23 protein-coding genes and 1 pseudogene are annotated in these 19,973 nt (G+C 62.3%); 12 read left to right on the top strand and 12 right to left on the bottom strand.

Features of this window, described 5'->3' with window-relative positions; genetic code table 11:
- Positions 1-93: 93 nt before the first annotated feature.
- Both AC54XV_RS02285 and AC54XV_RS02280 read left to right on the top strand, forming a co-directional pair.
- Complete coding sequence (locus tag AC54XV_RS02285) at positions 94-1,500, top strand: adenosylmethionine--8-amino-7-oxononanoate transaminase (protein ID WP_240884177.1); 1,407 nt, start codon at positions 94-96, stop codon at positions 1,498-1,500.
- Between the two features lie 131 nt (positions 1,501-1,631).
- Positions 1,632-2,351: a 16S rRNA (uracil(1498)-N(3))-methyltransferase gene (locus AC54XV_RS02280; RefSeq protein ID WP_003346339.1), complete on the top strand. Its 720-nt coding sequence runs from the start codon at positions 1,632-1,634 to the stop codon at positions 2,349-2,351.
- A 106-nt stretch (positions 2,352-2,457) separates the two neighbouring features.
- Here AC54XV_RS02280 and trhA read toward each other — a convergent pair whose 3' ends face one another.
- Positions 2,458-3,072 carry a PAQR family membrane homeostasis protein TrhA gene (gene trhA / locus AC54XV_RS02275; protein ID WP_024660827.1) on the bottom strand — a complete coding sequence of 205 codons (615 nt, stop codon included), beginning with the start codon at positions 3,070-3,072 and terminating at the stop codon, positions 2,458-2,460.
- Between the two features lie 122 nt (positions 3,073-3,194).
- On the opposite strand from trhA, the gene AC54XV_RS02270 reads away from it, so the two are divergent.
- A complete protein-coding gene (locus tag AC54XV_RS02270) occupies positions 3,195-4,121 on the top strand; it encodes a LysR family transcriptional regulator (protein WP_024660828.1) in 927 nt (308 codons plus the stop codon).
- Between the two features lie 174 nt (positions 4,122-4,295).
- Here the strand turns inward: AC54XV_RS02270 and madM are convergent, their stop codons facing one another.
- The 9 genes from madM to mdcA all read right to left on the bottom strand — a co-directional run bounded on the left by madM (position 4,296) and on the right by mdcA (position 11,605).
- The gene (gene madM / locus AC54XV_RS02265; protein ID WP_003402947.1) at positions 4,296-5,060 is read right to left on the bottom strand and encodes a malonate transporter subunit MadM; all 765 of its coding nucleotides are present in this window, start codon (positions 5,058-5,060) and stop codon (positions 4,296-4,298) included.
- A 1-nt stretch (position 5,061) separates the two neighbouring features.
- Complete coding sequence (gene madL, locus AC54XV_RS02260; RefSeq protein ID WP_003402948.1) at positions 5,062-5,478, bottom strand: malonate transporter subunit MadL; 417 nt, start codon at positions 5,476-5,478, stop codon at positions 5,062-5,064.
- Positions 5,479-5,547: 69 nt separating this feature from the next.
- Positions 5,548-6,483 carry a malonate decarboxylase subunit epsilon gene (mdcH, locus tag AC54XV_RS02255; protein WP_024660830.1) on the bottom strand — a complete coding sequence of 312 codons (936 nt, stop codon included), beginning with the start codon at positions 6,481-6,483 and terminating at the stop codon, positions 5,548-5,550.
- Positions 6,480-7,118 (bottom strand): malonate decarboxylase holo-ACP synthase, encoded by a 639-nt coding sequence (locus AC54XV_RS02250; RefSeq protein ID WP_024660831.1) that lies wholly within the window; start codon positions 7,116-7,118, stop codon positions 6,480-6,482. Before AC54XV_RS02250 ends, mdcH begins: the two co-directional genes overlap by 4 nt.
- Complete coding sequence (mdcE, locus tag AC54XV_RS02245) at positions 7,112-7,912, bottom strand: biotin-independent malonate decarboxylase subunit gamma (protein ID WP_003402951.1); 801 nt, start codon at positions 7,910-7,912, stop codon at positions 7,112-7,114. The genes AC54XV_RS02250 and mdcE overlap by 7 nt, the downstream gene beginning before the upstream one ends.
- Positions 7,909-8,760 carry a biotin-independent malonate decarboxylase subunit beta gene (locus AC54XV_RS02240; protein ID WP_024640821.1) on the bottom strand — a complete coding sequence of 284 codons (852 nt, stop codon included), beginning with the start codon at positions 8,758-8,760 and terminating at the stop codon, positions 7,909-7,911. Before AC54XV_RS02240 ends, mdcE begins: the two co-directional genes overlap by 4 nt.
- On the bottom strand, positions 8,753-9,052 hold the full coding sequence (locus AC54XV_RS02235; protein WP_003346322.1) for a malonate decarboxylase subunit delta: 300 nt from the start codon (positions 9,050-9,052) through the stop codon (positions 8,753-8,755). Before AC54XV_RS02235 ends, AC54XV_RS02240 begins: the two co-directional genes overlap by 8 nt.
- A 1-nt stretch (position 9,053) precedes the next feature.
- A complete protein-coding gene (locus AC54XV_RS02230; protein ID WP_024640822.1) occupies positions 9,054-9,929 on the bottom strand; it encodes a triphosphoribosyl-dephospho-CoA synthase in 876 nt (291 codons plus the stop codon).
- Positions 9,929-11,605 (bottom strand): malonate decarboxylase subunit alpha, encoded by a 1,677-nt coding sequence (gene mdcA, locus AC54XV_RS02225; protein WP_003402963.1) that lies wholly within the window; start codon positions 11,603-11,605, stop codon positions 9,929-9,931. Before mdcA ends, AC54XV_RS02230 begins: the two co-directional genes overlap by 1 nt.
- 406 nt (positions 11,606-12,011) lie before the next feature.
- Between mdcA and AC54XV_RS02220 the strand changes: the two genes are divergently transcribed.
- Complete coding sequence (locus tag AC54XV_RS02220) at positions 12,012-12,407, top strand: PAAR domain-containing protein (protein WP_024660832.1); 396 nt, start codon at positions 12,012-12,014, stop codon at positions 12,405-12,407.
- Between the two features lie 48 nt (positions 12,408-12,455).
- Here the strand turns inward: AC54XV_RS02220 and AC54XV_RS02215 are convergent.
- Together AC54XV_RS02215 and AC54XV_RS02210 are read right to left on the bottom strand one after the other, a co-directional pair.
- Positions 12,456-12,741, bottom strand: a pseudogene (locus AC54XV_RS02215) (hypothetical protein); the annotation flags it as partial.
- Between the two features lie 168 nt (positions 12,742-12,909).
- A complete protein-coding gene (locus AC54XV_RS02210; protein WP_011266403.1) occupies positions 12,910-13,689 on the bottom strand; it encodes a ParA family protein in 780 nt (259 codons plus the stop codon).
- Positions 13,690-13,998: 309 nt separating this feature from the next.
- On the opposite strand from AC54XV_RS02210, the gene AC54XV_RS02205 reads away from it, so the two are divergent.
- The 8 genes from AC54XV_RS02205 to AC54XV_RS02170 are packed head-to-tail and all read left to right on the top strand — an operon-like array spanning position 13,999 to position 19,911.
- Positions 13,999-14,718, top strand: coding sequence for a beta-ketoacyl synthase chain length factor (locus tag AC54XV_RS02205; RefSeq protein WP_024641099.1), 720 nt, complete (start codon positions 13,999-14,001; stop codon positions 14,716-14,718).
- A complete protein-coding gene (locus AC54XV_RS02200; RefSeq protein WP_003402969.1) occupies positions 14,694-15,506 on the top strand; it encodes a lysophospholipid acyltransferase family protein in 813 nt (270 codons plus the stop codon). The genes AC54XV_RS02205 and AC54XV_RS02200 overlap by 25 nt, the downstream gene beginning before the upstream one ends.
- Entirely contained in the window at positions 15,481-15,741 is a 261-nt protein-coding gene (locus tag AC54XV_RS02195) for a phosphopantetheine-binding protein (protein WP_003316688.1), read from the top strand. The genes AC54XV_RS02200 and AC54XV_RS02195 overlap by 26 nt, the downstream gene beginning before the upstream one ends.
- 9 nt (positions 15,742-15,750) lie before the next feature.
- Entirely contained in the window at positions 15,751-16,005 is a 255-nt protein-coding gene (locus tag AC54XV_RS02190) for an acyl carrier protein (protein WP_011266401.1), read from the top strand.
- Positions 16,002-16,547, top strand: a complete 546-nt coding sequence (locus tag AC54XV_RS02185; protein ID WP_011266400.1) for a COG4648 family protein — start codon at positions 16,002-16,004, stop codon at positions 16,545-16,547. Before AC54XV_RS02190 ends, AC54XV_RS02185 begins: the two co-directional genes overlap by 4 nt.
- Positions 16,548-16,557: 10 nt before the next feature.
- Entirely contained in the window at positions 16,558-18,240 is a 1,683-nt protein-coding gene (locus AC54XV_RS02180; RefSeq protein ID WP_024660833.1) for an acyl-CoA synthetase family protein, read from the top strand.
- Positions 18,233-18,967, top strand: coding sequence for a glycosyltransferase family 2 protein (locus AC54XV_RS02175; RefSeq protein WP_024660834.1), 735 nt, complete (start codon positions 18,233-18,235; stop codon positions 18,965-18,967). The genes AC54XV_RS02180 and AC54XV_RS02175 overlap by 8 nt, the downstream gene beginning before the upstream one ends.
- Positions 18,964-19,911 (top strand): lysophospholipid acyltransferase family protein, encoded by a 948-nt coding sequence (locus tag AC54XV_RS02170; protein WP_003402976.1) that lies wholly within the window; start codon positions 18,964-18,966, stop codon positions 19,909-19,911. Before AC54XV_RS02175 ends, AC54XV_RS02170 begins: the two co-directional genes overlap by 4 nt.
- Positions 19,912-19,973 lie beyond the last annotated feature (62 nt).

Here is a 19,973-nt window from a genome sequence, read left to right as displayed (position 1 = left end):
ACTGCATCAAAGGTTGTTCCGCAGCCGGGCATTGCATAGGCTTGCGCGATTGTTCGTCCTCGCATCAGGCGAGTCGCTACCCGGAGATTGAAAATGGGCCTCAATGACCAGTGGATGCAACGTGACCTGAAGGTCCTGTGGCACCCCTGCACCCAGATGAAAGACCACGAAAATCTGCCGTTGATACCGATCAAGGGTGGTGAAGGCGTATGGCTTGAAGACTTCGAGGGCAAGCGCTATCTGGACGCTGTCAGCTCCTGGTGGGTCAACGTTTTCGGACACGCCAACCCGCGCATCAATCAGCGCATCAAGGATCAGGTTGACCAGCTGGAGCACGTGATCCTCGCCGGTTTCAGCCATCAGCCAGTGATCGAGCTGTCCGAACGGCTGGTCAAACTCACGCCTGACGGACTGACCCGCTGCTTCTACGCCGATAACGGCTCGTCGTGCATCGAAGTCGCGCTGAAAATGAGCTTTCATTACTGGCTCAATCGCGGCCAGCCGGACAAGAAACGCTTCGTCACCCTGACCAACAGCTACCACGGCGAGACCATGGCGGCGATGTCGGTCGGTGATGTGCCGCTGTTCACCGAAACCTACAAGGCGCTGCTGCTCGATACCATCAAGGTGCCGAGCCCCGATTGCTACCATCGCCCGGACGGCATGAGCTGGGAAGAGCATTCGCGCAACATGTTCGTCGCCATGGAGCAGACCCTCGCCGAGCACCACGCCAGCGTTGCAGCGGTGATCGTCGAGCCGCTGATCCAGGGCGCGGGCGGCATGCGCATGTATCACCCGATCTACCTCAAGCTGCTGCGCGACGCCTGCGACCGCTATGGCGTGCACCTGATCCACGACGAAATCGCTGTCGGTTTCGGCCGTACCGGGACCATGTTCGCCTGCGAACAGGCCGGCATTCGTCCGGACTTCCTGTGCCTGTCCAAGGCGCTGACCGGTGGCTACCTGCCGCTGGCCGCCTGCCTGACCACCGACGATGTGTACGACGCGTTCTACGACGACTACCCGACCCTGCGTGCGTTTCTGCACTCGCACAGTTACACCGGTAACCCGCTGGCCTGTGCGGCGGCGCTGGCGACCCTGGATATCTTCGAGCAGGACAACGTCATCGAGAACAACAAGGCCCTGGCGCAACGCATGGCGACGGCCACTGCGCATCTGGTCGATCACCCGCACGTCGCGGAAGTGCGTCAGACCGGCATGGCCATCGCCATCGAAATGGTTCAGGACAAGGCGACCAAGACCGCCTACCCGTGGCAGGAACGCCGCGGCATGAAGGTCTTCCAGCATGCGCTGGAACGTGGCGCACTGCTGCGCCCGCTGGGCAGTGTGGTGTATTTCCTGCCGCCGTACGTGATTACGCCGGAGCAGATCGACTTCCTCGCCGAGGTAGCCAGCGAAGGCATTGATATCGCGACGCGCAGCAGTGTCAGTGTTGCCGTGCGCGAGAACTTTCATCCGGACTTTCGCGATCCGGGTTAAGGGCTGAAATTGCGGCGTCATGACTGACGCCTTCGCGGACAAGTCCGCTCCTACAGGGGCCTGGCTGCACATGCGGGAGCGAGCCGGGTGACGACACCCTCACAGAATGAACACCGGAACCGAGACACACCATGAGACTGTCGCGCTTTTTTACTGAAACGCCGCTGAGTCTGGGCGAGCATGAACTGCCTGAGGCCCAGGCGCATTACATCAGCCGCGTGCTGCGCATGACCGAAGGTGACGCGCTGCAACTGTTCGACGGGTCGGGCCAGGAGTTTCGCGGCACCTTGCTGGAAGTCGGCAAGAAGCGCGTGCATGTGCAGCTCACCGAAAGCTTCGCGGGCCAGGTGGAGTCAGGCCTGCGCATTCATCTCGGTCAGGGCCTGTCGCGCGGCGAGCGGATGGACTGGGCGATTCAAAAGGCCACCGAGCTGGGCGTCAGCGAAATCACGCCGATTGTCAGCGAACGCTGCGAGGTGCGCCTGAAAGACGAACGTGCCGAGAAGCGTCAGGCGCACTGGCAGCAGATCGCAATCAGCGCCTGTGAGCAATGTGGTCGCTCCGTGGTGCCGGTGATTCATGCGCCGATGCCGCTGGCCGAGTGGATCAAGCACACCGAGGCCGACCTGAAACTGGTCTTGCACCCGGTGGCCGAACCCCTGACCAGCCATGACAAACCCGCCAGCCTGGCCTTTCTGATTGGCCCGGAAGGCGGTCTTAACGATGCGGAAGTCGCTCAGGCGCAAGACGCCGGCTTCCACGCCGCGCGCCTCGGCCCGCGCGTGCTGCGCACTGAAACCGCTCCCGTGGTCGCGCTCAGCGTGGCACAACAGCTGTGGGGCGATTTTTGATCATTTGATGCGTCCTCAAACGCGCTGCACGCTCAGAGTCAGACACCGGCTCGCTCCCACAAGGATTTGCATTTACACAGCCATTGAGGCCTGAACCTGGCCACTTTCACAGCACATAAAAACAAATCGCCACAAAGTGCATCAAACTGCCGGCAATGACGAACAGGTGCCAGATGCCGTGAAAGTGGCGGATCTGGTCGTAGGCGAAGAACAGGATGCCGACGGTGTACAGCACGCCGCCGCCGGCCAGCCAGATGAAACCCGATACACCGAGCGCAGCCAGCAGTGGCTTGACGGCCACCAGCACGATCCAGCCCATCACCGCGTAAATCACGATGGACATGATTCGCGCTTCGGAGCGCGGTTTTATCTCTTGCAGGATGCCGATCAGCGCCAGCCCCCAGACAATGCCGAACAGGGTCCAGCCCCACGCGCCGCGCAATATCACGAGACAGAACGGGGTGTAGCTGCCGGCAATCATCAGGTAGATCGAAAAGTGGTCGACCTTCTGCATGATCGATTTCGAGCGTCCCTTGACGCTGTGGTAGACCGTCGAGACGCTGTACAGCGTCACTAGACAAACACCATAGATGGCCATGCTGACCACTTTCCAGACATCGCCATGCAGGCTGGCCATGACCAATAGCCAGATCGCACCGACGGCCGCCAGTACGGCGCCAACCAGATGCGACCAGGCGTTGAATTTTTCTCCGTAGTACATCCGCTTATTGCCCTCGCCTAGAGAAAATACTGATGACAGACGCTCCCGGTTATTGAAACAAAGAGCAACGTATCTGTCATTACAGGGCACAATCAGCGCACCTTAACCATAAGCGCCACGACATGCAGATCGATGACGAACTGACGCTCAAGAAACTGGAAATATTCCTGGCCTTCATGCGCACCGGCAATCTGGCGCGGGCGGCGGAGGAGTTGCAGACCAGTAACGTCAGCGTGCACCGCGCCATTCATTCGCTGGAAAGCGCGCTGCGTTGCCCGTTGTTCAAGCACGAGGGACGCAACCTGACGCCGCTGGAAAGCGCGTATGTGCTGGAAGAACGTGCACAGAAACTGGTCCAGGATGTGCTCGCCACGGTGGAACTGACCCGTCAGGCAGCAGGCTTCTCGGCGGCGCGGTTCAGGCTGGGGGCGTTGTACTCGCTGACCGTCAAGACGGTGCCGCAGCTGATCATGGGCCTGAAGATCCGCCGTAGCGAGCTGAATATCGACCTGATTCTGGGCTCGAACATGGACCTGCTCTACAAGCTCAAGAACATGGAAGTCGATGCGATGCTGGTGTCGCTGGATGAAAGCACCCATGACCCGGACTGCGAGCATCTGGCGCTGTTTTCCGACGACATCTTTCTCGCCGTCCCCACCGACTCACCGTTCGCCGAACACCCTGAAGTGGACCTGAGCGACCTGCGCGAAGCGACGTTCATCACCCTGACCCAAGGCTTCGCCACGCACCGCGATGGGATCCGGGTGTTCCAGCAGGCCGGTTTCGAGCCCAAGGTGGCGATGCAGGTCAATGACATCTTCACCCTGCTGAGCATGGTCAGCTCCGGCGTCGGCTATGCACTGCTGCCGGGAAGAATCGCCGCGGTCTATGAAAACCGCGTGCGCCTGATCCCGTTGCAGAGCCGCTACCGGATGCAGCAACACATCGGCATTGTTTTTCTCAAGTCCAAGCAGCGCGATCCCAACCTGCTCGCGCTGTTGGCCGAGTGCCGGATGTACACCCACCGGCTGCTGGAACAGACCACCTGACCTAGGCTCTGTACGAAAAGTCGGCGAGCGAAGGTCAGGCGAGGCAAAAACAGGCGAGGAACGGCCGGGGTCGCGTTCGACTCTACGTGTTGTAAATGAGCATTCCGATTGGACTCGCATCCGAGCCTGTTTTTAACGAAGCATCACCGAGCGCAGCCACTTTTAGTACAGAGCCTAGCCGACGATGGCGCGCACGATGAAGTACAGCACCGATGGCCCGAGCAGACAGCCGAGACCGGTGTGGAACGTGGCGGTCAGCGCGCCGTAGGGCACCAGACGCCGGTCGGTTGCCGCCAGCCCTGCGGTAACGCCGCTGACAGTCCCCGCCAGACCACCGAAAACCATCGCCGAGCGCGGATTGTCCAGCCCCATCCAGCGCGCCGCCATCGGCGTGCCGACCATCACCAGAATCGCCTTGATCAGGCCGGTGGCAATCGACAGCGCCATTACATCGGAGGTGGCACCCAGCGCAGCACCGGTCACTGGGCCGACAATGTAGGTCACCGCCCCTGCACCGATGGTGGTCATGCTGATTGCATCGCGATAGCCGAACATCCAGGCAATGCTCGCGCCGACGATAAACGGCAGAATCGTGCCCAGTAGCAAGGCGATTACCCCGATCAGCCCGGCCTTGCGCGCTTCGGTGGCCTGCACTTCGAAGGCGGTGGCCACGATGGCAAAGTCACGCAGCATCGCCCCGCCCATCAGGCCGATGCCGGAGAACAGCGTGATATCGGCCAGCCCTTTCTGGCCGCCGGTCAAGGTGCCGCCGACCCAGGCCAGAATCAGCCCGATGACAATCGCAATGGCCGAACCATGCACCCGGCCGAACGTCAGGCGCCTGGAAAGCACTACCGAGACCCACATGATGATGCCGACGAAGGCGAAGGCGGTGATCAGGCCGTTGTGTTCAAGTCCCTTTTCGATGAGGTCCCACATATCAGCGACCTCCGGCCGGGGCGATTTCAGGCGTCAGCAGCGGCTCTTCCTTGGGCAATGGCTCGCCCCGGTTGGTACGGCTGATCAAAGCAATGGTGCAGGCACACAACACCACCGAACCGACGGCGGCCAAAACGGCAACAGGCCCGCCTTTGAGCGCGGTGACGACATTCTGTTGCGCAGCCATCGCCACCACCACCGGGATGTACAGCGCGCCCCAGAAACCCACGCCCATTTCGCAGTCCTTGCTCATGCCGCCGTGTTTTTCCATCCACAGGCGCGCGCAGATCAACAGGATCATGGCGATCCCGACCCCGCCCACATTGGATTTCACGCCCAGCAGAACGCCGAGCATGTCGCCGAGAATCACGCCCGCAAGCGTGCAGATGGCCAGTAGTGCAACACCGTAGATAATCATTGTTGTTATTCCTCTGTTTGCATTGCTGAAGTTGTTGTTTTTGTCCTTCGTAGCAGCTGCACGGCGGCTCTATGGGGTGCGGCGACCCTCCTCGCGCGACAGCGCGACCAGGCTGTCCAGGCGCGCAGCCTGAAAAGCCAGCGCGCTGCCCTGCTGGAATACTTTGCGTGCCAGCCCGGTCAGCACACTGCCGGGCGGCAATTCGATGTGCAGGCGCACGCCCCGCTCCCAGGCGGTTTCCACGGTGCTGCGCCAGTCGATGACCCGGCACATGTTGAAGGCCAGGTCGTCACGCAGCTTCTCGGCACTCAGCACCGGCCGCGCCGTGCTGCCGCTGAGGTAACGTAGCGTGGGTGCCTGCAGCGCGACCCTTGAAAAGGCCTCGGCCAGTTGTTGCGCGGGAGCGTCCAGCAAGGCGCAATGGGACGGCACGCTGACCGCAAGACGCTTGACCGCTGCCGCTCCGGCAGCCTTGGCCAACTGACCGACCTGATGCATCGCCTCGGCACTGCCGGAGATCACCATCTGGTTGTCGGCGTTGATATTGGCGAGAAATACCGGTGTATTCGCGCTGTGTACCTGCCCGATCAGCGCTTCTACCTGCGTCTGGTCCAGGCCGATGAGCGCGGTCATGCCGTAACCCTGCGGCCAGGCGCTTTGCATCAGCTCGCCACGCAACGCGACCAGGCGCACGGCGTCGTCAAAGGCCAGCGCCCCCGAAACCACCGCTGCCGGATAAGCACCGATGGACAGCCCGGCCAGGTAGTCCGGCACACAATCACGCGCCTGCAGCACCCGTGCGCATGCGACGCCAGCGATCAGCAGGCAAAGCTGAACGGCACGCGTGGCTTGCAGTGCCTCGGCGGTGTCCAGCGCCAGCACGTCTTCACCCAGCGCATCGGCGGCTTCCTGCAGGCAGTCGCGCACCACGGCATCGTCCGGTAACTGATGCAGCATGCCGGCTTGCTGCGCGCCCTGACCGGGAAATACCCACAGGCTGCTCATGCGCACACCTGACGCAGGTGCCACGGGTCTGCAACCAGCCGCGCGCCGGTGGCGGTCTTGAGCAGCACCCGCCCCGTTGGCCGCGCCCACTCACGCAGCGCCACGGCACCAGACTCAAGTTGCAGCTGGACGTCGACCCGACAGACCGAGGTTTCCAGCGCTTCGACCAGCTCGGCGGCACAGCGGCGATTCAAGCGTCCGGGGGTGCGCAGAATCAGGTCCAGATCGCTGTCCTGATGCAACGCCGCAATACCGCTGGCCAGCTCGAATCCGGCACTGCCGCCGACGCCCCAGTCCAGCTCCAGCGCCTCCATGACCGGACGGATCTGGCGCAACGCCTGCAACGCCGGCCATTGCTGATGAATCTCGGTCGGGGCGTCGATCAACTGCTCGGGCATGACCCTTCGGCAGACGTCGGCCAACGGCATACTCGCGGCATAGCGCTGCTCCCGACCGCGACCGCGCAACCCCACCGCCACCTGCCCGGCGGGCATTGCCTGGCGCCGAACCACCACCGGTTGCCCGGCCAGCACGGCCTCGACCGCCCATTGGGGCGCATCGTCCGGCAACGCAGTCAGCGGCATGCCCCACAACAAATCATGGGGCAGCACTGCACCCGTGTTGCTGATCACCATTGCGCCCGCAGCAACTGGCGCACATTGACCGACGCCGCACGGTTGCTCGCGCCGAGGCGGCTGCTCAGATCGACGCCGCGGGCCTGTACGTCCTTGATCGCACTGCTCAGCACGTTGCGCACCTGAACCAGGTCATCCGCAGCGGGCTGTTCGATCTGCTTGACCGTCAGGGTTTCCCACAGCAGGCCGAGGCTGGCGTAGCTGTCAATGTCGTAAGCCATCGGCGGAATGCTGGCGGCGAGCTTTTCCAGATCCTCGACGCTGCGCAGGGTTACGCGGGCTGCCGAGGCCTTGCCCATCGCATGCACCATCACGCCGGGATCACGCAGCGCGATCAATCGATTGGCCTGATAGCCGTGGGCCAGAAATGCGCCGGACATCGCTTTGCCGACCAACAGGCCGATCACCGGATGCCCGGCCAGACGTGCTCGCGCATAACTGTCCACAGCCCCGGCCAGTGCCTGATGGATACCGAGCGCTTCCTCGCGACGCCCGTAGGCCTGGCTCGGGACGTCGACGATGGCAATCAGTGCGCGCTTTTCGGCGCGGTCGCGATCCTGCTCGATAGCCTCGTCCACCGCTTTGGCCAGGCCCCAGCCTTCCAGCAGGCCGACTTCGCCCTGACGCGCCCGGGGAAAGCGGTTGTCGGTATCGGCAATCACGGCCAGAAAGCGCACCGGCTGTTCGCCCAGTACGCCATCCGCCACCTTGAGTGAGGCAGGCAGGCCAGTGACTTCACGGGCACCTGCGCTCAAGGCGTTGAACCAGTTCAAACCCCGTTGTGAATGACTCATGACCGGGCTCCTTGATAGAGGGTGCGCACGCTTTGCGGATCGATTTGCGGTTCAGTGTCGAGGCTGGCCAAGCGTTGCAGGAACAGTGGGTACTGACTGCTGCGATGCGTGTCGGGCACGCCCTGCTTGAGCCAGCCGCTGACCTGCTGGCGCACATCGGCGACATCATCGGCAGCAAAACCATCCACCAGAGCGCTGGCAAAGCGTTGCTCGCCACCGGTCAGGCTCCAGATGAACGGACGGTCGCGGGAGTCGTATTCTTCGATGCCGGCTTCCTGCTCGATCACCTGCGGACCGTTCAGGCCCAGACGTGCTTCCTGAGTCACCAGCAGGTAACTGCACAGCCCTGCGGCGATGGACATCCCGCCAAAGCAGCCGACGCTGCCTGCCAACACACCGATCACCGGCTGGTACTGACGCAGGTCGACTATCGCGGCATGAATTTCGGCAATCGCGGCCAGGCCCAGATTGGCTTCCTGCAAACGCACGCCACCGGTTTCCAGCAGCACGATCGCGGCGGTAGGAATGCCGTTGCGGTTGTCTTCGGCGGCCAGTTCCAGCGCACCGGCCATCTTCGCACCGCCGACTTCGCCCATGCTGCCACCCTGAAAAGAACCTTCGATGGCGGCGATGACCACTGGCCGACCATCGACAGTGCCTTTAGCGACCACCACGCCATCATCCGCCTGAGGCACCACGCCCTGCATGGCCAGCCACGGCGACATGACCCGATCGAACGGACCGAGCAGTTCGCGGAAACTGCCGGCATCCAGCAAGGCACGGGCGCGCTGTCGGGCACCCAGTTCGATGAAACTGTGCTGATTCAGCAACCGTGCGTTATCAGTCATGACCGATCTCCTCGAAGCCTTGCTCCAGGCGCAGACGCACAACGCCGGGCGTCGCGCCGAAGTCATGAATATCGATGCTCAGCGCAGGCGGGGTCTGGCCGTCGAACATGCGTTCGAACAGATGCTGCCAGCGCAGCGCGGCACCGTTGACCGACGTCACCACCTGAATCGACAAGGTGCCCGGCTTACCGGGCTCCAGCAGCACTTCCAGATCACCGGAGCCCACCACACCCACCAGCGCACGGCCCTTGGGCGGCTGTCCGGCAGGAAATTCAAAAGACAGGGTTTCCATTTCAGGCACTCCTCGAAACAAGGCCGAGCGCAGGCTCAAGGCCATCGATGAACAGGCAGCCAGCCAGCAGATCCGCCGCGCCACCGGGCGAAGCATTGAGGGCCAGCAGGTGCTGATCCAGCGCGTTCAGTGCACGGCGGCCGGCCAGACTGGCGCTGCCTCCAGCGTCCAGCACGCGCTGCGCGCCTTGCTGCATGGCATTCAGCCCTTCGATGCCGGCGCGATGCAGCACGCAGGTGTCGTCCAGCGTAGTCATGATTGCCAGCAGCGCGTCCAGCCGGGCGTTCTGCTCACCGCTGCCTGCCGCGCGGCTGCGTTGCAGTTGCGGCAAGGCAAACAGCCTGACCGCCGGGAACCCTTGCTGCGCCTGCTCCCTGGCACCCATGACGCCGTAACGACGAACCACCTGATCACCGTGGCTGTTCTGCGTGAGCACCTGGCGGTCCTTGATCCGTGCCAGAGCGGCAGCGCGCGCGCAGACGGCTTCGGGCGCACACTCCTGAGCATCCAGCGCGGCAGCGGTCACCAGCAGGCCCAGCGCCCAGATCGCGCCGCGATGCGTATTCACCCCGCTGGTGGTGCGCAGCATCGTGGCTTCGCCTTCACGGCCAAGCCTGCCCAATGCCTCACGCAATGGCTGACCCACGACACCGAACTGCGTGGCGGCATCCGCCATCCACTTGAAGGTCGGCCACAACGACAGCGCCGAGGAATGCATCAGCCCCAGATGCAGATCGGTGTGCGCACCGCTGCCACGCCGGTCTACCAGAGCCGGTTTGGGTGACAGGTCGGCTTCGTCGATCAAGGCGTCGACCGCCAGATCGGCCAGTCGCTCGGCCAGCGAAGCCGGTTGCGGTGTCCATTGAAGTGCGCTCATTACCAGCTCCTGAATTTGGCGGGCGGGTTGTAGAGGCCACCGGACCACTGAACCAGGTCGGCAATGCTCTTGGCGGCCAGCAGTTCACGGCTGGCATCGGTGCGGCGGATCCCGAGGTCTTCGGGCAACGCGATCAGCCCTTCACGGCGCATGCGCGCGGTGTCCTTGGGGTTGTGGCGCAAACCGATCACGGTCACGCCCGCCACCGCCGCGATCATCGCCTGGCGTTCCTCAAGGCTGCGTGCCTTGTAGAGGTAGGCGATGCCTTCTTCGGTCAGCAGGTGGGTCACGTCGTCGCCGTAGATCATGATCGGCGCCAGCGGCATGCCGCTTTTCTTCGCTACCTCGACGGCGTCCAGGGTTTCGACGAAGGTCGGTTTGCCACCCTCCTGGAACGTCTCGACCATCTGCACCACCAGTTTCTTGCCGCGCTCCAGGTAGGCAGCCGGGCCGTCATCGTGCTGCTGACGCATGTCGAGCCAGGCGGGCGTGGCATGACGCCGGCCGCGTGGGTCGTGGCCCATGTTCGGCGCGCCACCAAAGCCGGCCAGACGACCACGGGTTACCGTCGAGGAATGTCCGTCGCCATCGACCTGCAAGGTTGCACCGATGAACAGGTCCACCGCGTACTGCCCGGCCAGTTGGCAGAGCTGGCGGTTGGAACGCAGCGAGCCGTCGCGTCCGGTGAAGAACACATCCGGGCGGGCGGCGATGTAATTTTCCATGCCCAGCTCGGTGCCGAAACAATGCACGCTCTCGACCCAGCCGCTTTCGATGGCCGGGATCAGCGTCGGGTGCGGATTGAGTGTCCAGTTGCGGCAGATCTTGCCCTTCAGGCCCAGCGACTCGCCGTAGGTCGGCAGAATCAGCTCAATGGCGGCGGTATTGAAACCGATGCCGTGGTTCAACGACTGGACGTTGTGTTTCTCGTAGATGCCGCGAATCGCCATCATCGCCATCAACACATGCACCGGCTTGATGTGGCGCGGGTCGCGGGTGAACAGCGGTTCGATATAGAACGGCTTGTCGGCGACCACCACGAAGTCGACCCACGAGGCCGGGATGTCTACCCGCGGCAGCTCGCTGACGTCATCGACCAGTTGATTGACCTGGACAATGACGATGCCGTCGCTGAATGCCGCCGGTTCGATGAGTGCGGGGGTGTCTTCGGTGCTGGGTCCGGTGTAGATGTTGCCGGCGCGGTCGGCCATGAAGCCTGCCGCCAGCACCACGTTGGGGATCAGGTCCACCACCAGCCGTGAATAGAGTTCGATGTAGGTGTGGATCGCACCGATTTCCAGCAGGCCGTCTTCCAGCAACTGACTGATGCGCAAGCTTTGCGTACCGGCGAACGAGAAGTCCAGCTTGCGCGCAATGCCCTGCTCGAACAGGTCCAGGTGCTCGGCGCGGCCGACGCTCGGCATGATCATGTGCAGGTCATGCACCTTGCCCGGATCGACTTTGGCCAGCGCGCGGGAGAGGAAGTCCGCCTGCTTCTGGTTGTTGCCTTCAAGCACCACACGATCACCGGAAACCAGCAAGGCCTCCAGCGCCGCGACGATGTTGTCGGTCGGCAACACCACACCATCGGCCAACGCCCGCACTTGCTCCAGACGCCGCTGCTTCTCGCTGCGACGACGTGTCCAGCGTGCGTCGGGGGAAGTTGTTGTTGTCATGATCGCTCCACGATTTTGCTGTCGTCGGCCACCTTAGGAGCCAGGGTGTGTAAAAACGTCACGAGCGAAGGCAAGACAAGGCAAAAACAGGCGAAAAAGCGGAGTCTAGGTGTTCTAAATGAGCATTTTTCGCCTGTTTTTAACGCAGTATTGCCAAGCGCAGTAGTTTTTACACATCCTGGAGCGATAGCGGTCGGGCATCAATCAAGCAACGCGTCGAATCATTACGGCTGGAGTAACGATAGAGAAACGGACGTGTCGCCGGGCGCGTCGTCGCGCGTGCAACAAGCTCGAAACGCCCGGCTGGTAATTGCGTAGGACCGGTCTTTAAAGGGCCAGGGGAGCTATCGGAATCCGTGTTTGCGCCTAGCCTTGAGGTTTTCCGTAACCCAGAGGCAGTAGCGCCATGTCATTTATAGTCAGGGAAGGCGATCTCACCACCACCGGCGGCTTCGTGCTGGCCGCATCGGCAAGCGAAGTCATCGAGCGGCGTCGTGTAGCGCGCATGGGAGACCCGGTGTGGTGCCCGGCCTGCAAGGAGATTGGCTTCATCGCCCAGGGCAACCCCACCTACATCGACGAACTCGTGGCGGTCGCCACGCAGGGTCATGAGGTGCAGTGTGGCTGCGCAACCGGCAGCAATACGCTGACCACCTCGCAGGAGCATGTCCGGGCAGACATGGACGCGACCATCACCATCCCCGAAGAACTGGCCAACACTGCCCGCCACAATGCCGAACACCTGGCCCGTTCGATGAAGGACGGCAGCTTCACGCCTGATGTATTGAGGCCGCTGACGTAGCGAGAGTTGCGCGGTAGAACGCCCGTTAAAGGGCTTAGGAGCGAACCGGGAGTTTGCGGTGCCCTGTAGGAGCGGACTTGTCCGCGAAGAGGGCGTCATAGTCGATGGATTTTCTGCGTCAGGAATATAGCCTTCGCGAACAAGTTCGCTCCTACGGCCTTCGGCCAGAATCAAGAACGGACTTCTGCATGACGAGCCTTCGCGAACAAGGCGGATCGCCGCCCCGGTCGCTCCTACGGGTGTTTGCGATGCCCTGTAGGAGCGGACTTGTCCGCGAAGAGGGCGTCATAGTCGATGGATTTTCTGCGTCAGGAATATAGCCTTCGCGAACAAGGCGGATCGCCGCCCCGGTCGCTCCTACGGCCTTCGGCCAGAATCCAGAGCGGACTTCTGCATGACGAGCCTTCGCGAACAAAGCGGGTCGCCGCCCCGGTCGCTCCTGCGGCCTTCGGCCAGAATCAAGAGCGGACTTGCGTATGACGATTGCTCTCGCGGTGGCCCATCACGGATGGGCGTTGGTCTCGAGCAGGTGATGCAGTTCCATGAACTGCTGGGTCAGTTTGTGCCGTGGGTCGAGGTGGATCAGCGGCAGGTTGGCCTGATGCGACTCGCGCATTTTTACCGAGGCGTTGAGGTAGACCGGCAGCACCGGCAAGCCTTCGGCAATCAGTTCGTCGAGCATCTGCTGCGGCAGGCTGGCCCTGGGCTGGAACTGGTTGACGATGATGCCTTCCACCTGAAGACCTTCGTTGTGGTCCTCTTTCAACTCCTCGATCTCGCGCATCAGCCCGTACAGCGCCTGTCGCGAGAAACTGTCGCAGTCGAAAGGGATCAGCACCCGATCGGACGCGATCAACGCCGAAACTGCATAAAAATTCAGCGCGGGAGGCGTATCCAGGTAGATACGCTCGTAATCTTCGCTCAACTCGTCGAGCAGTTTGCGCAGCTTGTTGATCTTGTGCTTGGCCTCAAGCTTGGGCTGCAGGTCAGCAAGCTCTGCGGTCGCCGTGACCACATGCAGGTTGTCGAACGGTGTTTCGTAGATATCGACATGGTTCTTCTTGGCGACCGGTGAGCCGGACAGCGTGTTCTTGAAGAACTCGGCGATCCCCATCGGGATGTCCTGGCCGGTGAGGCCGGTGAGGTACTGAGTCGAATTGGCCTGGGCATCGAGATCGATCAATAACGTCCGATAGCCTTCGTGAGCGCTGACTGCAGCCAGATTGCAGGCGATGCTCGATTTGCCGACACCGCCCTTCTGATTGAATACCACGCGACGCATGCTTTGGATTCCTTGAAAGATGAAGAAACAGCAGCAGTGGCCGATAACGACCGTAAGAGGAGGTCGAGTCTAGACAGCGCATATGACAACGGTGAGCTTAACGCAAAAACAGTTGTCAGCCGGTTGTCATACAGAAAAACGACTTCAACCTTAAAATACACGCCTGTAAACGGTTTTTATGTAACAAATTTGCTAGTAATGAGCACCATCGGGATAATGCGCGCACTCGGTCAATTACCGCACCCAGGCTGATATCGACCTGATATCGATGTAGCGAGAAACAAGCCCGCAGGGGCGGGAAGAGAAGCCTTGATCACCTTCAACATTGCACGATGGCAAGCCTGGGCGCCGGGCCTGGCGAGCGCGGAAGACTGGCAGAGATGGAGCCTCGATCCGACGTTGCTGGAAACCAGTGACGCAGCGCCAGACGTGTCTTTTCTTCCTGCCATGCAACGCCGCCGCCTGGGCCGTATGGCAAGAATGGCGTTTGCTGTCGGCTGGCCGTTGACTGAAGGGCTGGGGCGCGTCCCGCTGGTGTTTGTCTCGCGCCACGGAGAAACCCCGAGGACCTTTGAAATCCTGCGTGATCTGGCCGCCAGCGAGCCGCTTTCACCGACCCAGTTCAGCCTTTCAGTGCATAACGCCGTCATTGGTCTGTGGTCGATCATGCGCGGTGAAACAAGTGAGATGACAGCCCTGGCCGCCACAGGCGACGGGCTGGAGTATGGAGCATTCGAGGCCGCAGCATTGCTGGCCGAGGGAGCAGAAGCAGTATTGCTTGTGGTGACTGAAGAACAGCCGCCGCAAGCCTATGCCCAATGGATTGATGACGTGCCCTTTCCCTACGCGGTCGGCTTGCTGCTGACGCCGGGGAATGAGTGGCAGCTGTCTCTGAACACCGATACGCAAGGCACAACGCGCACTCAGTGGCCTCACGCCCTGAACCTGCTGCGGGCCTTGCACACTGATCAATCCGTCTGCCTGCACCCTTGGAATAACCGGTTATGGAACTGGCAACGCAGTCACTGAAAAAAGGTCGGGACGCCTATTACTGGCGTCTGTTGGCAACAGGCATCAGCTTTGCCCTGTTCGGGTTGAGCGGTTTGTGTCTGCGGTTGTTCGTTTTTCCAGTATTGGGTTGCCTGCCTGGCAATGTGGCCAGCCATCAACGCCGCGCGCGGCGGACCATCAGCCGCCTGTTCTGGCTGTTCATCCGCATCATGGCGCGCATGCGGGTGCTGACCTATGACGTGCAAGGCGCCGAAAAGCTTGGCCGCCCCGGACAGATGATCATCGCCAACCACCCGTCACTGATCGATGTGGTGTTCCTGATCGGGCTGGTGCGGGACGCCAACTGCGTCGTCAAACGCAGCCTGTGGGAGAACCCGTTCACCCGCGGCCCTGTGCGCGCCACCGGTTACATCAGCAACGATGGCAGCATGGACATGCTCGACGCCGCCGTAGAGCGCCTGCAAAGCGGCCAGACACTGATCATCTTCCCGGAAGGCACGCGCACCCAGCCAGGTCAGCCGCCGGTCTTTCACCGCGGCGCGGCCGCCATTGCGCTGCGTGGCGCGAGCGTCATCACCCCGGTGACGATCAAGGTCCAGCCGACCACCCTGACCAAGGCCGAGCCCTGGTATCGCATTCCGCAACGCCGCGTGCACTTCACTTTGCGCGTCGGTGCCGATATAGACCCAACCGCCTTCAGTGCGCTAGGCCCACCGCCCCTGGCGTCCCGCAAGCTCAACGATTACCTGCATGACTATTTCACCAAGGAGCTCGCCTCAGATGAGCGATCTGCACCAGGACATTAAATTGTTGATCATCGATGCCCTGGGCCTCGAAGACATCACCCCGGAAGATATCGGCAACGATATGACGCTGTTTGGCGAAGGACTGGGACTGGACTCGGTGGATGCACTCGAATTGGGCCTGGCCATCCAGAAGCGTTATGGCATCAGGATCGATGCCGATGCAAAGGACACCCGTAACCATTTCGCCAGCGTCGACAGCCTTGCGGCCTTCGTCAGCGCCAGACAACCGGCCTGAGAATTGAACATGCAAACCCGTGAAGACATCTTCGAAATCCTGCGCGCCGCAATGGTGGAACTGTTCGAACTGGAGCCTGAGAGAGTCACGCTTGAAGCCAACCTGTATCAGGACCTGGAGATCGACAGTATCGATGCCGTGGACCTGATCGATCACATCAAACGCAAGACCGGCAAGAAGATTGCGGCTGAAGAGTTCAAGTCGGTGAGAACCGTGAAGGACGTGGTAGAAGCCGTGTACAAACTGGTCAATACCGCCGAATGAAGCGGCTGATTGGCCTGATTCTGGTGCTGGCCGGCGTGCTGTATCCATTCGCCGTCTATTGGGGGACCGAGCATTTCGCCCCCTGGCAGTTCGCGCTGCTGCTCGGCAGCCTGTGGCTGGCGCGCGCCCTGACCGGAGAGCGCAGGCAAGGCAGCCTGGCGATGGCGATTGTCGCGCTGATCTTTTGCGTGGTGCTCGGCGCCCTCGACAGTCACATGATGCTGCGCTGGTATCCGGTACTGGTCAGCACCTTCATGCTCGGTCTGTTCGGTTCAAGCCTTGTCTACGGCCCGCCGATCGTGGAAAAGATGGCGCGCCTGAACCGCCCCGATCTGCCTGAGGCCGGTATTCGCTACACCCGTAAAGTCACGCAGATTTGGTGCCTGTTCTTTCTCGTCAACGGCCTCACGTCAGCCATCCTGACGCTGTGGGCACCGTTGTCATGGTGGACGCTGTACACCGGCCTGATTTCCTACGGCCTGATGGGCGTGTTGTTCGCTGTCGAATGGATCGTCCGCCCACCCTCTGCGGGCGGCAAATGAAATGGATCGCATGAACTGGTTGAACCTGGAACACCTGCTGCTCGATGCGCTGCCCGACCGGCTGCTGACGCTGGCCCCGACCCTGGACCACGCGCAGTTTCGTGATCAGGCGCTCAGCGTGGCCGCTGGGCTGCAAGCGCGTGGCATCACCCACCTTGCAGTGCACCTCGAAGATGCCGCCGACCTGGCCATTGCGTTGTTCGCGGCCTGGCGCGCGGACGTGCATGTGTTGCTGCCCGCCGACTTGCAGGGCCAGACCCGCGAGCGCTGGGCGAATCAGGTCGACCTGTGGCTGACCGACCTGCCGGGTGACACCCAGCTGAGCGATCTGCGTGCCGCGCCCCTCCCGGCGGCAGAGCTGGACCTCGACCAATGCCGGCTGAGCCTGTGCACCTCAGGCTCCAGCGGCGAGCCCAAACTGATCGAAAAATGCCTGCGGCAACTGGCCAACGAAGTCTGCGGGCTGGAACAGCTGTGGGGCGCGGAGCTCGGCTCGGCATGCATGATCGGCAGCGTGGCGACGCAACATATTTACGGGCTGCTGTTTCGTTTGCTGTGGCCGCTGTGCGCGGCACGCCCGTTCGTGCGCCGTCAGTTGCCGTTCGCCGAAGACCTGCAACGCTCCAGCCGTGAATACCCGTCGTTCGCCTGGGTCGCCAGCCCCGCGCTGCTCAAACGCATGGGCGACAATCTCGACTGGCACAGTCTTGCGGCCGTGCGCCGGGTGTTCTCTTCCGGCGGCGCATTGCCAGCCGACGCCGCACAGAGCCTGCAGCAACGCCTCGGTCAGTGGCCGACGGAAATTCTCGGCAGCTCGGAAACCGGCGGCATCGCCTGGCGTCAGGGCGGGCAGCGCTGGCAAGCCTTCGACGGCGTAGAGCTGAGTCAGGATGCGCAAGGTGCGCTGCGCATCAGCTCGCCCTATCTGCCGCCCGGCCATGTCGAGCAGACCGCCGACGCGGCGCTGATCGGCGAAGATGGGCGCTTTGAACTGCTGGGCAGGCTTGACCGCATCGTCAAACTCGAAGAAAAGCGCGTGTCCTTGCCGCTGATCGAGCAGGCCCTCGCGGCTCACGAATGGGTGAGTGAAGCGCGCCTTGGCGTGGTGCAGGCAAACCGTGCCTCGCTGGGCGCGCTGCTGGTGCTGAGCGACGCGGGCTTGCTGGCCCTGCGCAATCAGGGCCGTCGGGCGCTCACCGAAGCCTTGCGACAGCACCTGCAGCCGCATTGCGAAACCATCGCCCTGCCGCGTCGCTGGCGGCTGCTGCGGCAGATGCCGCTCAACGCCCAGGGCAAGCTGCCTCAAGCAGACGTCGAGGCGCTGCTGCTGGCGCCACGCTCGAAACAACCGGAAGTGCTTGAGCAACAGAACGTCGAAGGCGAGCTGCACCTGCAATTGAGTGTCCCGCCCGATCTGGCGTTTTTCAGCGGCCACTTTCCCAAGGCGCCGATTTTGCCGGGCGTGGTGCAGGTCGACTGGGTGATCAGTCTGGGCCAGCGCCTGCTCGACCTGCCATGCGGATTCGCCGGCATGGAGGTGCTCAAATTCCAGCAGCTGGTGCGCCCCGGCGACCGTCTCACGCTGACACTGCGCTTCGATGCGGCACGCTCCAAGCTGCACTTCGCCTTTCGCAACGCCGACAACGCGCCATGCTCCAGTGGCCGGATCCTCCTGGAGGACGACCATGCATAAGCCTTGCGTGATCATTCCGGTGTTTGACCACGAGCTGGCCGTGCCCACCGTGGTCAAGGCCGTGCGCAACGCCGGGTTGCCGTGCATCCTGGTCGACGATGCCAGCAGCCCGGCCTGCGCCGCCGTGTTAAAGCAGTTGGCACAGGGCGAGGCTATCTACCTGCTGCGCCTGCCGGTCAATCAGGGCAAGGGCGGCGCGGTGATGGCGGGGTTCCGCGAGGCGCTCCGGCTGGGTTTCAGCCATGCGTTGCAGGTCGATGCCGATGGCCAGCATGATCTGAGTGATATCCCGCTGTTTCTGGAGCAGTCACGCCAGCACCCGGATGCGCTGATCTGCGGCTATCCGCAGTTTGACGAGAGCGTGCCCAAAGGCCGTCTGTATGCACGCTACCTGACCCACGTCTGGGTGTGGATCAATACCCTGTCGTTGCACATTCGCGACTCCATGTGCGGCTTTCGCCTTTATCCGCTGGCGCCGGTGGTGGCGCTGATCGACCGCGTGCAGATCGGCAGGCGCATGGATTTCGACTCGGAAATTCTCGTGCGCCTGTCCTGGCGCGGCCAGCCGATGCGCTGGCTGCCGACACGGGTTCACTACCCGCAGGACGGCCTGTCGCATTTCCGCCTGTTTCACGACAACGCTCTGATTTCGAAAATGCACGCCAAACTGTTCTTCGGCATGCTGGTACGCCTGCCCATGATCCTGTGGCGACGGTGGCGGCCATGAGCATCGATAAGTCGCCCAGGGAGCATTGGGCCAGTCATCAGGAGCGCGGCAGTTTCATGCTCATGAAGCTCACCGCCTGGGGCATGCGGGTACTCGGCCGGCGCCTGCTCAGCCCGGTGCTGTATGGCATCGTTCTGTATTTCTTTGTCTTCGGCCGACGTGCCCGGCACAGCATCTGGCAATACCAGCAGCACCTGGCCGACTGGAGCGGCAAGCCCGAACTGCGGCCCGGCCAGCGCCGGGTGTTCGGGCAGTTCATGGCATTCGCCGATGCCTTGCTCGACAAGCTCGACGTGTGGAACGGCAGGCTGGGTATCGATCAGATCGAGATCGTCGACCAGGCCCTGCTGCGCCAGAACCTGCGTGGCCAACGCGGACAGATGCTGGTCGGTGCGCACCTGGGCAACCTTGAAGTGTGCCGTGCGCTGGCCGAACTCGGCGAAAAGGTCACCATGAACGTGCTGGTGCACACCAAGCACGCCGAACGTTTCAATCGCCTGCTCGGCGAAGCCGGCGCGACCCATCTGCGCCTGATTCAGGTCAGCGAGCTGGATCCGGCCATCATGCTGCAGCTCAGCCAGCGCCTGGACGAAGGCGAGTGGCTGGCCATCGCCGGTGACCGCGTCGCGCTGCACGGCGGGCGCAATGTGCGGGTCGACTTTCTCGGTAAGCCGGCCAACTTCCCGCAAGGCCCCTGGCTGCTGGCCGGGCTGCTCAAGTGCCCGGTCAACCTGTTCTTCTGCCTCAAAGGTGCGAAAGGCTACCGAGTGATTCTCGAACCGTTCGCCGACGCCATCGAGTGGCGGCGCAGCGACCGCGCTCAGGTCATCGAGCAGTGGGCCACGCGTTATGCCGAGCGTCTTGGTCACTATTGCCTGGAAGCGCCGCAGCAGTGGTTCAATTTCTACCCATTCTGGAAGTCTGCCGATGAATCGGGCTCATGAGCTGATCGCGCTCGGCGATCGGGGGCTGCGTTGTAAAATCAGCGCGGGTCGCCACAGGAGGT

The sequence above is a fragment of the Pseudomonas fragariae (ex Marin et al. 2024) genome, assembly GCF_059621105.1.
Note: the sequence above shows the minus strand (reverse complement) of the source record. Positions and strands in the feature narration are given on the sequence as shown.